The sequence below is a fragment of the Acidisphaera sp. L21 genome (assembly GCF_009765685.1).
Taxonomy (GTDB): domain Bacteria; phylum Pseudomonadota; class Alphaproteobacteria; order Acetobacterales; family Acetobacteraceae; genus LMUY01.
In genome coordinates this window covers 1-13,949 of record NZ_LMUY01000048.1, presented here as the reverse complement: position 1 = coordinate 13,949, position 13,949 = coordinate 1, and the positions used below count along the sequence as shown (strand labels likewise).

Annotated in this window: 16 protein-coding genes; 9 read left to right on the top strand and 7 right to left on the bottom strand. The window is 65.4% G+C overall.

The features are described from left to right. Positions 1-19: 19 nt before the first annotated feature. Entirely contained in the window at positions 20-898 is an 879-nt protein-coding gene (locus GSQ76_RS10825; protein WP_158743929.1) for an MBL fold metallo-hydrolase, read from the bottom strand. After that, entirely contained in the window at positions 895-1,764 is an 870-nt protein-coding gene (locus GSQ76_RS10820) for an ATP-binding protein (protein ID WP_158743928.1), read from the bottom strand. Before GSQ76_RS10820 ends, GSQ76_RS10825 begins: the two co-directional genes overlap by 4 nt. A 74-nt stretch (positions 1,765-1,838) precedes the next feature. On the opposite strand from GSQ76_RS10820, the gene yajC reads away from it, so the two are divergent. Both yajC and GSQ76_RS10810 read left to right on the top strand, forming a co-directional pair. After that, positions 1,839-2,177, top strand: coding sequence for a preprotein translocase subunit YajC (yajC, locus tag GSQ76_RS10815; protein WP_158743927.1), 339 nt, complete (start codon positions 1,839-1,841; stop codon positions 2,175-2,177). A gap of 28 nt (positions 2,178-2,205) precedes the next feature. After that, the gene (locus GSQ76_RS10810; protein WP_158743926.1) at positions 2,206-2,859 is read left to right on the top strand and encodes a hypothetical protein; all 654 of its coding nucleotides are present in this window, start codon (positions 2,206-2,208) and stop codon (positions 2,857-2,859) included. A gap of 4 nt (positions 2,860-2,863) precedes the next feature. On the opposite strand, the gene GSQ76_RS10805 is transcribed toward GSQ76_RS10810, so the two are convergent. The 4 genes from GSQ76_RS10805 to GSQ76_RS10790 form a co-directional block, all read right to left on the bottom strand. Next, a complete protein-coding gene (locus GSQ76_RS10805; RefSeq protein WP_158743925.1) occupies positions 2,864-3,439 on the bottom strand; it encodes a nitroreductase in 576 nt (191 codons plus the stop codon). Continuing rightward, a complete protein-coding gene (locus tag GSQ76_RS10800; RefSeq protein ID WP_158743924.1) occupies positions 3,439-4,869 on the bottom strand; it encodes a M20 family metallopeptidase in 1,431 nt (476 codons plus the stop codon). Before GSQ76_RS10800 ends, GSQ76_RS10805 begins: the two co-directional genes overlap by 1 nt. 108 nt (positions 4,870-4,977) lie before the next feature. Continuing rightward, the gene (locus GSQ76_RS10795) at positions 4,978-5,865 is read right to left on the bottom strand and encodes an alpha/beta hydrolase (RefSeq protein WP_158743923.1); all 888 of its coding nucleotides are present in this window, start codon (positions 5,863-5,865) and stop codon (positions 4,978-4,980) included. 225 nt (positions 5,866-6,090) lie between these two features. Next, positions 6,091-6,306 carry a hypothetical protein gene (locus GSQ76_RS10790; protein WP_158743922.1) on the bottom strand — a complete coding sequence of 72 codons (216 nt, stop codon included), beginning with the start codon at positions 6,304-6,306 and terminating at the stop codon, positions 6,091-6,093. A gap of 486 nt (positions 6,307-6,792) precedes the next feature. Here GSQ76_RS10790 and GSQ76_RS10785 point away from each other — a divergent pair, with 486 nt between their 5' ends. Beyond that, positions 6,793-7,278: a helix-turn-helix domain-containing protein gene (locus GSQ76_RS10785; RefSeq protein ID WP_158743921.1), complete on the top strand. Its 486-nt coding sequence runs from the start codon at positions 6,793-6,795 to the stop codon at positions 7,276-7,278. 26 nt (positions 7,279-7,304) lie between these two features. Here the strand turns inward: GSQ76_RS10785 and GSQ76_RS10780 are convergent, their stop codons facing one another. Next, positions 7,305-8,276 carry a tetratricopeptide repeat protein gene (locus tag GSQ76_RS10780; RefSeq protein ID WP_158743920.1) on the bottom strand — a complete coding sequence of 324 codons (972 nt, stop codon included), beginning with the start codon at positions 8,274-8,276 and terminating at the stop codon, positions 7,305-7,307. Positions 8,277-8,377: 101 nt separating this feature from the next. Here GSQ76_RS10780 and GSQ76_RS10775 point away from each other — a divergent pair, with 101 nt between their 5' ends. The 6 genes from GSQ76_RS10775 to GSQ76_RS31070 form a co-directional block, all read left to right on the top strand. Next, the gene (locus GSQ76_RS10775) at positions 8,378-10,588 is read left to right on the top strand and encodes a TonB-dependent siderophore receptor (RefSeq protein ID WP_158743919.1); all 2,211 of its coding nucleotides are present in this window, start codon (positions 8,378-8,380) and stop codon (positions 10,586-10,588) included. Positions 10,589-10,591: 3 nt separating this feature from the next. Further along, the gene (locus tag GSQ76_RS10770; protein ID WP_158743918.1) at positions 10,592-11,272 is read left to right on the top strand and encodes a Fe2+-dependent dioxygenase; all 681 of its coding nucleotides are present in this window, start codon (positions 10,592-10,594) and stop codon (positions 11,270-11,272) included. Continuing rightward, complete coding sequence (locus tag GSQ76_RS10765; RefSeq protein ID WP_158743917.1) at positions 11,272-12,426, top strand: PepSY domain-containing protein; 1,155 nt, start codon at positions 11,272-11,274, stop codon at positions 12,424-12,426. The genes GSQ76_RS10770 and GSQ76_RS10765 overlap by 1 nt, the downstream gene beginning before the upstream one ends. Before the next feature lie 80 nt (positions 12,427-12,506). After that, positions 12,507-13,271: a tonB-system energizer ExbB gene (gene exbB / locus GSQ76_RS10760; protein ID WP_335904896.1), complete on the top strand. Its 765-nt coding sequence runs from the start codon at positions 12,507-12,509 to the stop codon at positions 13,269-13,271. Positions 13,272-13,276: 5 nt separating this feature from the next. Continuing rightward, entirely contained in the window at positions 13,277-13,702 is a 426-nt protein-coding gene (gene exbD, locus GSQ76_RS10755; RefSeq protein WP_158743915.1) for a TonB system transport protein ExbD, read from the top strand. Positions 13,703-13,758: 56 nt separating this feature from the next. Then, positions 13,759-13,949 (top strand): hypothetical protein (locus tag GSQ76_RS31070; RefSeq protein WP_216850993.1); only part of this gene is annotated, 191 nt, incomplete at its 3' end.

Genomic DNA, 13,949 nt, shown 5'->3' with positions numbered 1-13,949 from the left:
TTATGGCAAGGCGGCTGGGTCAGCCGGGCGGCAACTCGCTCGACCAGACTTGCGGCTGCACGACGAACCCGGCGCCTGCGCGGGCGATGCGGCCGAGCCCGGGGAAGTGCATGTGCATGCCCGCGACCAGCATGTCCTCCGCCACGGCGCGCTCCAGTATCTCCAGCCGCGTCTTGGCGGCCCGCGCCGGGTCCAGGTCATAGGGCAGCGTCACTTCCGGCCGGGCGGCCTGCACGTCCGGCACGTGGAAGATGTCGCCCCAGATGAGCAGCCGGTCCGCCCCCGTTCCAACGAAGTAGCCGGTGTGGCCCGGCGTGTGGCCAGGCAGGGGAATGGCCTCGATCCCCGGTAGCGGTTCGGTGCCGGTGAAGCGGCGGGTGCGGTCGGCGTAGGGCGCGGTGGTTTGGCGGGCGAACTTGAACCCGCGGTGGCGAAATTCGGGCAGCGCGGCCATGTTGGCGTCGTCGTACCAGAACGCGATCTCCACCTCTGGCACCACCAATTCGGCCTCGGCGAAGACGGCCAGGCCGTCCGCGTCGATCAGCCCGCCGGCATGGTCGGAGTGGATGTGGGTGAGAAGCACGGCGTCGATGTCTGCGGTGGACACCCCCGCCTCCTGCAGGTTGCGCAGCAGGCGGCCGGCGGTTGGCCCCCCGAACCCGCCATAGCCGGTGTCCACCAGCACGGTGCGGCCAGGCCATTGCAGCAGAAACACGTTCACCGCCGTGTTGAACGGCGGCCGGCGACCGGCGGCGCGCATCAGCGCCTCCACCTCCGCCGCCGTCGTGTTCTGCAAGAAGCTGGGTGAGATGGTCAGCTCGCCATCGTGCAGCACCGTCACCAGAACGTCGCCGATGCGGTGGCGATAGATGCCGGGTGCCTGTTCGGTTGAGATCATGTGGCTGGTTCCTTCCTCTCGCTCACGCCCATCCGCCCGGCCAGGTCCTGGATGAATTGCCAGGCCACCCGGCCGGACCGCCCACCGCGCCCGGCGGACCAGGCGATCGCCTCCGCCTGCAGCGCCGCCGGATCGATGGGCAGGTTGAACTCGCGTGCGTAGCCCTCGACCATCGCCAGATAGGTCGGCTGGTCGCAATTGTGAAACCCAATCCATAGGCCGAACCGGTCGGAGAGGGAGACTTTCTCCTCCACCGCCTCGCCGGGGTTGATGGCGCTGCCGCGTTCGTTATCGATCATGTCGCGCGGCATCAGGTGGCGACGGTTGGAGGTGGCGTAGAACAGCACGTTCGGGGGGCGGCCTTCGATCCCGCCATCCAGCACGGATTTCAATGCCTTGTAGTCGGCATCTTCACGTTCGAAGGAAAGATCGTCGCAGAACACCAGGCAGCGGCGGTCGCTGGCGCGGAGCAGGTTCAGCAGGCCGGGCAGGGTGACGATGTCTTCCCGCGCGATCTCGATCAGCGCGAGGCTGTCGGGGAAGCGGGTGAGTGCCTCGGCATGGGCGGCCTTCACCAGGGACGATTTACCCATGCCGCGCGCGCCCCACAGCATGGCGTTGTTGGCGGGGAACCCGGCGGCGAAGCGCATGGTGTTGGCGACCAGGCGTTGCTGCTGCTGTTGCACCCCCTGCAGCAGATCCAGCCGGACATGGGCGACGTGAGCGACAGGCTGCAGCCGCGCGCCCTCCGGATGCCAGACGAACGCATTGGCGTCCGCCAACGCCACGGCAGCCGGTGGCGGGGGCGCCAGGCGTTCCAGGGCATCGGCGATGCGGGCGAGCAGGGGGGCAAGATTTGCGTCCAATATAGGCCTCGGCTTGACGGGAGGGCCGGGCAAACTATGGTCCGCCGCCAATCACCGCAACCCGGACCCCCCATATGTTCATCAGCCCCGCCCACGCCCAGGGATTCGATCTGGGCGGCGCATTTGCGCAGTATTCCCAGTTCTTGCCGATCGTCTTGATCTTCGGCGTGTTCTATTTCCTGCTCATTCGCCCGCAACAGACCGCACAGAAGAAGCTGAAGGCCCGCCTGTCCAACCTGCGGCGCGGCGACAAGATCGTCACCGGCGGCGGCCTGGTCGGCGTGGTGCAGCGCGTGAAGGAGGGCAGCAACGAGGTCGAGATCGAACTGGCCCCGAACGTGCGCGTGATCGCGGTGCGCGAGACCATCAACACCGTCATCGACCCGGTGGCGGCGAACGACACGAAGAAATAGGCTGTCCTCCGTAACGAGGAGAGCCGAGATGACGTTGAAGGCGGGATGGGCGGCGCTGGCCCTGGCTGCGACTGGCTGCGTTGCTGGCGGGCCGGCATCGCTTCCTGCCTCCGTCCAGGCGGCGGCGGCCAACTACCCGCCGATGATCCTGGGCGGCAACGTGCATCCGACGGATGGGCACGAGGTGCCGCCGGCCTGCGCCGCCGCCGGCACCAGCGTGGCGCAGAAAGGCGGGCCCGATTTCGAGTTCCTGGGAGCCGACCCGTCCAACCCCGAGCTATGCGTCATGAAGGTGGGCGGCGAGACGGTGAAGGCCTGGTTCGACATCTGGGTCACCGACTGGCCCGGCGCGGATGATGGGCATGCCGCCCTGCGCCAGGTCATCAACGGCCCCAGTGGCTCGATAGCCGGGTTCGACACCAGCATGACCACAGGCAACCAGTGGCACGATCTGGTGCGCAACGATGGGGTCGAGGATATCGCCCTGCTGGGCAAGGCGTATCGCGCGCTGAAGATCAGCCACTATCGCGAGGGTGCCAACGGCAACAACTACCGTTCGGTGAGCACGATATGGAAGGATTTTCCCTCCGGCGTGCTGCTGTATGGCACCTACCAGCACATCGCCGGCCGGCCGGAGATCGATGATCCGCTGATCCCGACCGCGATCGTGACGGGGAAGTAGGGGGCTAGCCGGCCCACTCCGTCAGGTAATCCGCCACGGCCGGCCGCTTGACCTCCGGCAGTGGGCCGTCTGGCGTGCCCAGATACAGGAAGCCGGCAAGGCGATGCGGCGGCGGCAGGCCGAGCGCGGTGCTGACCGCCGGGTCGTAGGCGTTCGGGCCTGTGATCCACTTGCCGGCATAGCCGAGTGCGTGGGCAGCGTTCAGCATGTTCATCGCGGCGGCGCCGACGGTCTGGATCTGCTCTATTTCCGGGATCTTATGCGCCGGAGTGATGTGAACCCCCAGCGCCAGGATCATCGGCGGCGCCGATAGCTTGCCGCGGGTGCGGTCCAATTCGGACTGGGCTACATCCGGGTCCCGCGCCTGCATTGCGGCGATGACCAGGTCGACGAAGCGGGCCTTCGCGTCGCCGGAAATGGCGATGAAGCGCCAAGGCCGCAGCTTACCATGTTCCGGGGCGCGCAGCCCGGCGGCGACGATTTGCTGCAGTGCCTGGGCGTCCGGCGCCGGCGCCTTCAACGCGCCGGTGGACACGCGGGACATCAGCAGGTCCAGCGTGGTGTCCCTGACGTCCAGCATTACGAGGACGCCAGCGACATGGCGGCGATCGGCGGCGGGATGCCTTCGGGGATGGGGCAGATGTAGGGGCTGGCCGCCGTACGCTCCGCCAGGTCGGCCTTGGCACGCTGGATCAGCGCCGGGTTCTGCGCGGCGTCGATCGCGGTGGCGGCCATCACCTTGGCCACGAAGGTCATGCCCTTATGCGCGGCCGTGTTTTTGCCCTGCGCGGTGAGCTGCCAGGAATGCCCCGGCGTGCCGATGGCGTACGTGGCGGCGTGGGCCTGCACGGTAGGCACGACCCAACTCACGTCGCCGACATCGGTGGAGCCGATCATTGGCACGCCCTGGGTTCCCAGCGGCACGACACCGTCATGCAGCGGCGTGTCCGCCTTCGGCCCGATGCCGACCCGGCGGTATGCGGTGGACAGATCCTCCGGCGCCAGCGTGCCCTGGATCTTCTTGGCGAATGCCTTCTCCGACTCGTCCCACTCGGGGGCGCCCAGGCGCTGCATCGCCTCGAACATTGCCTGTTCCAGCGGCGGGTTGGCCAGCAGGTTGGAGACCGCGCCCAGCACCTGGATGTCGAGTTGCGTCTCCGTCATCAGCGCCGCACCGCGGGCGACGTTCTTCACCCGTTCGAGCAGGGCCAGCATCACCGGCAGTTCGGGTGCGCGGACGGAGTAGCGGACCCGCGCCTTCGCCTGCACCACGTTTGGCGCGATGCCGCCGCCGTCGATCATGGCGTAGTGGATGCGGGCGTCGGATGGCATGTGTTCCCGCATGTAGTTCACGCCGACATTCATCAGTTCCACCGCATCCAGTGCGGAGCGGCCGAGATGCGGCGAGGCGGCGGCGTGGGAGGCGCGGCCGGTGAACAGGAAATCGACCCGGGTGTTGGCGAGCGACAGGGCGGGTGCCACTTCGTTGAAGGCGTTCGGGTGCCAGGTGATGGCGATGTCGACGTCGTTGAATGCACCCTCGCGCACCATGAACGCCTTCGCCGCGCCGCCTTCCTCCGCGGGGCAGCCGTAATAGCGGACGCGGCCCGGCGTGCCGGTTTCCGCCAGCCAATCCTTCACCGCGGTGGCGGCCAGCAGGGCGGCGGAGCCGAGGAGGTTGTGGCCGCAACCATGGCCGTTGCCGTTGCCCGGGATAGGCCGGTGCTCCGCCACGTCTGCCTCCTGACTCAGGCCGGGCAGGGCGTCGTATTCGCCCAGGATCGCGATCACCGGGCCACCCTCACCGGCCTCGCCCATGACGGCGGTGGGGATGTCGGCCAGGTTCTCGGTCACCTTGAAGCCTTGGCGGTTCAATTCGGCGATATGCTCGGCGACGGAGCGGTGCTCGGTGTAGCACGTCTCGGGCATGCCCCACACGCGGTCGGCCAGGGCGGCGAATGCGTCGCGCTTGGCGTCCACCAGGTTCCATATCTGTTCGGCGTTTTGCATGGGGCTCTCCTTCACCGCGAGTTAGCGCGTGTCGGGGGGCGAAGTCCAATGGGGGGACGCAGGAGAAGATGCTACGGCATTTGAAGGTCGGGTGTTATCGCGTTGTATTCACGTGCGAAGATGCTGCAACAGGAATGCGGTCGCCAACTGCATCGAATGCTGGGCCTCGGGCATTCGAAAGAGCTGCCATACATGCGGCACCACCGGCCAGGTCCGCATCGTCGCATCCGTTCCCGCTTGCTGGGCGCGCTCCACGACCCGGCGACTATCGTCGAGCAACACTTCGTATGACCCGACATGCACCAGCAGCGGCGGCAGATCGCCAAGTTCGGCATAAACCGGGGATGCGAGCGGGTGATACGGATCGGTGCCTGCGAGGTAGGGCGATGCCGCGCGCTCCATGCCCTCGCCGACGAACATGGCGTCGCGATGGTGATTGACGCGCAGGCTATCGCCCGTGCCCGCCAGATCGGTCCAGGGGGAGAACAGCATGGCGGCGGCCGGTAGTTTATCCCCGGCGTCGCGAAGGCTCAGCAACAGCGCCAGGGCCAGTCCGCCCCCGGCAGAATCACCAGCCACGACGATCGAGCGTGCTGGAATGCCCTGCGCCAACAGCCCGCGATAGGCGGCGACGGCATCGTCGATTGCGGCGGGAAACGGGTGTTCCGGCGCCAGGCGATATTCCGGTGCAAATACTGCCAACCCGGCGGCGGCAAAGGCGCAGGTGATCGGTCGGTGGGTTTGGGGAGAGCAAGCGAAGTAGCCGCCGCCATGCAGATAGAGCAACGTGCCCGATTTGACCCCGGAGACCGAGCGGACCCACTCGCCCTTGATCCCGCCAATGCTGTCCTCAGATGCAGCTAAACCGGCGGACACGCGGTGCTTGAACCGGTCCATCGTCGCGCGGGCGCGGAATACGTCGGTTTCGCCGCGGATTTTGCGTTTGACCTGCCATTTCAGAAATAAAACGGTCAGGTGAGCCTGCCAACTCGCCATTGTCAGACGTGCGAGCCAGCGTGTGAGGCGAGGATCATTACGTCGGTGTCGCCATAAGAGCGATCATCGGCTAGGTATAGTGTTGGCGTCAACGGCCGGCTTGACAGAGTTCTATGTGGTGACGCCACGCAGAGCCTACGTGAGTGCCGCCCCAGACCCTGTCAAAGCGGCTTGAATGTCTGCTTAAACGACGGTTGAAAACTGAAAAAACTCATCAGTTCAACGCTATGCAGAGTAAACCTCAGTCTGACGCACGCGTACAGGTGTGCATGTTACGTCCGCAGCTTCATCGAACAGACGATAGGCGAGTTCGACCAAGCCACGTGCTTCGTCGAGACGGCCTTCGCTGTAGGCTTTCTCCGCAAGGAGGATCGCACGACCACCTGACATTTCATACCGTCCAGAATTTTGTCCCACGGAAAGCATATCCATATAAGTCATTGCTGAATTCCACCTTTCGTCGTCTTTCTCAGGCGAGTCGCACAACACACCCTCGTGTGTAAACTGTTAAGGGGTAAAAGTGAGTGAAATTCGTTAATTTTCTCCCGTTGCGGGAAAGCCACGATTTTTACTCAGGTTTGCAAGTCGCGGCTGCTAAGCCCCTGACCCTGAAGTTCCCATCCCTCCTATGCGCGCCTGCCAGGTAGACAACGGTATTCACCGCTGGGAGTTCGGTAGGCGGTTCCTAACGATAGAAGCGGCGATGACAGCTGCCATCCTGATAGTGATTTGACCGGCTATTGTTACCGGCAAAATCCACGATAGTGTTAACGATAGTGCGGAGAGACGAAGCGCCACAACCTGCGATTGATTTGAGAAACAACCGGCGCCTTCACTTCTTGTTTGGGCGGCTTGGGCTAGTTTTCATCATGGGTGCGGCGGCAACGCGGCCTGTGCTCACTGTGATATTGATCCAATGGAGCTATTTTGTTTGGGGATAAGCGACGGCCAGCGGCCACCATTGCTGCTGAGATCGACCAAGTCATAGGCGCTAATATGCGCCGGGCGCGCGAAGATGTTCACCTAGGGCAACACGAACTCGCGACCCTGCTTGGCATCTCTGTTCACGTCCTGATCCGGTATGAGGAAGGCCAGGAGCGCGCACCGGCGGCGGTTTTGCTGGAGCTGACACGTCATCTCGGTTGCCATCTGACCGATCTTTTCGCTGGGATGCCATCGATGGAGGCTGAAGATGAGTTCCCAGGATCCCGTCCCAGCGGCCTGCCACCCATAACGCCGACAGCCACGCCGACAGCCACGCCGGGGGGCGCGCAGGCCCCTGCCGCCACGGTGGCGGAGGCGACGGGCACGGTGGAAGCCGCCGTCGTTGCCAGCATCATCAAGGCCTATTCGGATCTGACAAGTCCCACCCTGCGTCTGTCGCTTGTCTCATTACTTCAGGCGCTTGGATAACGACGCTTCGATCTTGGGTGCGCCTACTATGGCGCCGGCTCGCGGTGCCGGCGTCGCGTCCACCTGAGCAACCCGGGTCTGTCGGCGCTGGCCGCCGGCTCCACGCCAGCCAGCGCCGTCGCTGCATTCGAATGACCCGCTTCGTACGCCCGGCGCAACCACGCGCGGGATAGCTTCGGCTGCGGGCTCGGTCCCGCGGCCAGGGCGGTGCCATATCTATAGTAGTCTTCCGCATTGCCGCGTTCGCAACATAGGGAGGCGATCCGCAGGCCGATTGCGTGCAGCCTTGGGTCGGTCCGGGCCAGCAATTGGTCGGCTGCAATGCGGCGAAAATCTTCCGAGCCGGTTACTCCCGCTTGGTCCAGCCAGGACAGGGCCTCGCCGGTGCGGCCCTGCTCCACCAGCAGGGTGGCGAGATTGTACTGGGCACGGAAATCGCCACCGTCTGCGGCGCGGCGATACCATGCCTCGGCAGCGGACAGATCCACCTGTCCAAGCCATCCTCCTTCTAGGAAGCGGGCGACCAGATTCATGGATTTCGCGTGACCCTGCTCGGCCGCGGCCAGGAACCAGGACCAGGACTGGGGAACGTCGCGGTCCAACCCACGGCCGCGCAGCAACATGTTCGCCAAATTGTACTGCGCCCAATCCAGCCCGGTCTCCGCGCCCTGGCGGTAGAGGCGCGCTGCCGACGCCATGTCCGGCTCGCCACCCCAGCCGCGTTCCAGGCATCGACCCAGCATGTTGGCAGCCGGTGCGTGACCGTGTTGGGCTGCCAGCGCGAACCATCGCCGGGCCGCGGCGCCGTCGGCCGGCGTCCCGCGCCCGTCCAGTAGCATCTGCCCCAGCGTGGTCTGCGCCTCCGGCAAACCGTGACATGCGGCCTGGTAAACCAGTTGCACCGTGTGGCCAGCATCGGCCGCAAGTGCCGCTTTCCGCTCCGCCGCGGGCAGCGCAACGAGCCCGCTGAGTGTCAAACTCTGTCTGGCTTGTGTCATTTGTGGGTTTTTCCTGAACGAATGCAACAAAGCCGGTTGCGTGGTGTACGGCAGCTCACTATGAGAATGACTCTGATAATCATTCTCAATTGGATACCAGCATGAGCGGAACGACGGAAGCCTTTCCCAGCCTGGAGCGCTCTGGGCTGGGACGGATCGCCCGGACGGCGATGGGTGTGGTCTTCGGGACGACGGCAACCGGTATGGCGACCCAGGCGGACGCGCAATCGGCGACCACGGCCGACACGCAATTGCCCACCGTGTCCGTCCAAGGCGCGGCGGCGCCCACGCGATCCGGCTACCAGACCACCATGCCGTCGCTGGATAAGCTGACGCAGCCCCTGCTGGACACGCCGCAATCCATCACCGTCATCCCCAAGCAACTGATCGACGACAAGGGCGTCACCAGCCTGCGCGATGCGCTGCGGGATGTCCCTGGTGTGAGCCTTGCAGCCGGCGAGGGCGGGCAGCAGGGCGACAACCTGTCGATCCGCGGCTTCAACGCGCAGAATGATTTCTACCTCGATGGCATGCGCGATTTCGGCAGCTACACGCGGGACCCGTTCAACCTACAATCGGTCGAGGTGCTGAAGGGTCCAGCCTCCGTGCTGTTCGGCCGCGGTTCTACTGGCGGCATCATCAACCAGGTTTCCAAGCAGGCGCAGCTGGAGTCGGTCACCATCGGCACCCTGGCGTTCGGCACCGATGGCACGAAGCGCACGACCGTTGACATGGACCGGCCGATCACCGGCCTCGATGGTGCAGCGGTTCGATTGAACGCGATGGTCAACGATGGCGGCATCGCCGGGCGCGATTCGGCGCAGAACCGCCGTTACGGCATCGCCCCGGAAGTCGCCTTCGGCCTGGGCACCGACACGCGCGTGAAGCTCAGCTACTTCAAGGAGCAGCAGTACGACACGGTCGAATATGGCATTCCCTGGCTGAACGGCCATCCGGCGCCGGTCAACCGGAGCAATTTCTACGGCTACTCGAACCACGACCACTTCCGCACCAACATCGACATTGGCACCGTGCGGGTGGAGCACGACTTCAACGACAGCATCACGGTCGCCAGCCAGACCCGTTACGGCAGCTATCGGCGCGACCTACGTGTCACCGAGCCGACGCTGATTGGTTACGCCACGGCCAACAACATCGTGCAGTCCAACGTCCCGCTCGCGAACGTCCTGGTGACGCGCCGCACGCTCGCCCTGTCGAGCCAGGAAACCAACCTGGACCACGAGGATGACGTGACCCTGCGCTTCCGCACCGGGCCGCTGGAGCACACGGTCGTCACGGGGGTCGAGGTCGCCCGGCAGACGTCCGACCCGACCCGCTACACCAGTGGCACGACGACGACGAGCCTGCTGAATCCGAACGCGAATGTCAGTTTCTATCCGGTGACCTCGCCGGTCTCGTCGATTGCCGGGCTCACCGCGAACAGCTATGCGGCCTATGTCACCGATACGGTGAAGCTCGGGCAGCACATCGAAATCATCGGCGGCTGGCGCTTCGATCGATACGACAGCACCTACCATCAGATCATCGCCCCCAAGGCGAACGTCACCCGTAACGACGACGCGCCGACCTGGCGGGCGGCGCTGGTCTACAAGCCGATTGAAAACGTCAGCGTGTATGCGTCGTACGGCACATCGTTCAACCCGTCGGCCGAAGCGTTGAGCCTGACTGCCAGCACCGCAGCCGTGGCGCCGGAAAAGTCCCGCAACTACGAAGTTGGCGGCAAGTGGGACACGCTGGGCAATCGCCTGTCGCTGACCACGGCGTTCTACGACCTGGCCAAGACCAACGTGCGCGAGACGAACCCGAACGATGCGACCACCAGCATCCTGGCGGGCAATTACCGCGTGCTCGGCTTCGAAGTGGGTGCGACCGGCCACATCACCGAAGCGCTCTCGGTCTTCGCTGGATACAGCTACAATGATGCCGAGGTCGTTGCGTCGCCCAATCCGCTCGAACTTCATCATCAGCCGCCGAACGCGCCGCGCCACACCTTCAGCGCATTCGCCGAATACAAACTGCCCTGGTACGGGATCGAGGTCGGCGGCGGCGTCAACTATTTGTCGTCACGCACGGCAAGCTCACTGCCCGTCACTGGCACCTCAATCATCGAGCGCGCGCCGGGCTACGTGATCGCGCAGTTGATGGCCAAGGCGCCGATTACCGACACGCTGACGGCGCAGGTGAACATCACCAACATTACCGACCGCTACTACTATGATGGCCTGCACCCCGGGCACATCATCGTGGGGCCAGCGCGCGCGGCCTTGTTCACGCTCACGGCCAAGCTCTGATCGATGCTGCTACAGATACCCGACGTCCTGACATCCGAGCAAACCCGGCAGTGTCGTGATGCCCTTGAGAATGCGGAGTGGGTCGACGGCCGGGTGACCGCCGGGTTCCAGTCCGCACGGACCAAGGACAACCTGCAGGTGCCGGAGAACCACCCGGTGGCGCGCCAATGCGGGGACATGATCGTGTCCGCATTGGAGCGAGCGCCGCTGTTCCTGTCGGCCGCGTTGCCGTTGCGGGTGTTCCCGCCGCTGTTCAACCGCTATGGCGGCGGGCAGGCGTTCGGCACCCATGTCGACAACGCCATCCGCCAGGTGCCGGGCACGCCGCACCGAATTCGGACAGACCTATCTGCCACGCTATTCCTGAGCGAGCCCGATGAGTATGAGGGCGGGGAATTGGTGGTGGAAGATTCTTACGGCGCGCATGCGGTGAAATTGCCGGCGGGCCATATGATCCTGTATCCCGCGACCAGCCTGCACCATGTCCGCCCGGTTACCAGTGGCGCGCGGGTTGGTTCGTTTTTCTGGATCCAGAGTATGGTTGCCGATGATGGGGAAAGGACGATCCTATTCGACCTCGACTCCTCCATCCGCATCCTGGGACGCGATATGCCTCTCTCGCCAGAGGTCGTTCGATTGACCGGGATTTACCACAACCTCATCCGTCGCTGGTCGAAGTTATGATGAAGTTCCTACGCGTCTCGCACCGCTGGGTCGGGCTGGTGCTGGCGTTGCCGATGCTGCTGCAGGCGATCAGCGGCTGCTTCCTGGTGTTGACCCCGGTGTGGGAGGATATTCGCCCCGTGCCAGCTGTTGCCGACGGCGTGGCTAAACCCGCAAGCGCCATTCTGGCCGCAGCCGCGATGCCTGGCCTCATTCCGACGCGGTATCAGCCCCCCGAGGCGCATGCCCCCGCAACCATCGACATGGGCGTGCAGGGCCAGCGCGGCGGCCAGTTGCAGGTGCTGGTGGACCCGGTGTCGCTGGCGGTGCTGGCCACGCGGCAGACCAGTGCGGTCTATCGCTGGGTGCATCTGCTGCACGAACATCTGTTGATGCCGGGCTATTCCGGCCGCAGCATCATCGGCTGCTGCGGTATTGGGCTATTCCTGCTGGGCCTGTCCGGTGTGGTGCTGTGGTGGCCTGCCGCCGGGCTACCGCGGCGTTGGGTCGCCGCAATCACCGTGCGCAAGAAGGCGCGTGGTGCCCGGCTGCAGCGCGAATTGCATGGAGCGGCCGGGTTTTGGTTCAGCGCCATGCTGGTGATCATGAGCGCGAGCGGCGTCACGCTCGCCTTTCCTCAGACGGCGCGCGAGGTGCTGGGCCTGCCGGTGCAGGGCAGCCCGGGGCCTGGCGCCGCCTCGGCCCAACGCGGCGAGGGCCGGGGACCGCGGGACGCTGGGCCGCGTGGCGCCGTGCACGAGGACCTCGATATGGACGCTGTGCTAGCCCGCGCTGCCCAGGCCGTGCCGGGCGCGCAGATCGTTGATGTGCGCCTGCCCAATCAGCCGGGCCGTCCGGTCTTGATCCGGATGGAGAGAGATGGGGCGTTGGCCGGTTCGCCTCCCGTCGTGGTCACCATCGACCCGGTTGGTGGAAATGTTATATCGTTGCAAGATCCTCGGACGCAGCCTATGGGTGCCGTCCTGCTCGCCTGGTTGCGGGCGCTGCATTTTGGTGAGGCGTTTGGGTTTCCTTGGCGGGTCTTGGTGTTCCTGACCGGGTTGGCGCTGCCGACCCTGGCCGTCACGGGCGTGACGTTGTGGCTGCTGCGGCGCCGCAATCGGCTTCGGCTGCAATCGCAACGGCAGGTGGCCATTCACGGCGCTGCCGAGTGAACTCGTTATCCAACATGAAAGGACGTATTGTGGTCCGTCATCGTTTTCTGACATTCACGGCGACCGTACTCTTGGCCGCTGTGGCACTCCACCCGCTGGGGGCGCTGGCGCAGGGCGCAGCAGCGCCTGCGGTTCCGGCCGTCCCCGCCATCACGGCATCGCTGCCGCAGGATTTGTCGGTGCGGGCGATGTTCCTCAACGCCGACATCATCGTCAAAACGGTGATGGTCATGCTGCTGCTCGCCTCCGTCGCGACGTGGACGATCCTGATTGCCAAGGCGATCGAGCTATCCGCCACCGCCCGTGCGGTGCGCCGCTCGATCGCCACGTCCGAGGGTGATCGTACGCTCACCTCCCATCGCACTCGCGTCGGGGCGGAGGGCGGGGCGGCCGCGATCTTCTGCGACGCCGCGGCGGCCGAGATCAAGCTGTCGCAAGGTGCGGATGCAGCCGGCACCAAGGATCGCATCCAATCCCGTTTGCATCGGATCGAGGCCGCGTTGGCCCGGCGGGCGACGCGCGGCACCGGCGTGCTGGCGACCATCGGGTCGGTGTCGCCGTTCGTCGGGCTGTTCGGCACGGTGTGGGGCATCATGAACAGCTTCATCGGCATTTCCCAATCGCACACGACCAATCTGGCCGTGGTGGCGCCGGGCATTGCGGAGGCATTGCTGGCGACGGCGACCGGCCTGGTGGCGGCGATCCCCGCCGTGGTGATCTACAACGTGTTCGCGCGCGCGACTGGCGGCTACAAGGCCGAACTCGCCACCCTGTCCGCCCTGGTGCAACGCCTCGCCTCGCGTGAGCTGGATCTGCCGCGCACCCTGCGCGCCGAAGCGGCCTAATCGGCATGGCAGCCCAACTTGGCGATGACGGCGATGACATGACGGAGGCCAGCGAGATCAACGTCACGCCGTTCATCGATGTGATCCTGGTCCTGCTGATCATCTTCATGGTCGCCGCCCCGCTGGCCACGGTGGATGTCGCGATCGACCTGCCAAGCTCCACCGCGCAGCCAGAGAAGCGGCCGGACAAGCCAATCTACCTGACGGTGAAGGCGGATTTGACGTTGGCGCTGGGCGAGGCGCCGGTGCCGCGTGATGCGCTGCGGGCTGCGCTGGACACCGCCAGCAGCAACGACCGTACCCAACGGGTGTTTCTGCGCGCCGACAAGACGGTGCCGTATGGCGAGTTGATGAAGACCATGGATGGGCTACGCGACGCCGGGTATTTGAAAGTCGCCCTGGTGGCGCAGGACGCGTCTGCCAATCCATGAGCGGCCAGATCATTGCGGCTGGCGCCCCGCGTCGGCCATTGCCGTGGCGTTGGCCAGTGGCTGCACTGGTCGTGCTGCTGGTGCACGGCAGTGGGCTGTTCCTGTTGCAGGGCGTGCGCCCGGTGGCGGAACTAGACCCGCCGTCCGAGGCGATCCTGCTCGACCTAGCCCCGGCCCCGCCCGAGGCGACGCCTGCCCCGCCGGCGCCCGCCGCGGCCGCCACGCCGCCACCACCTGCGCCGACGCC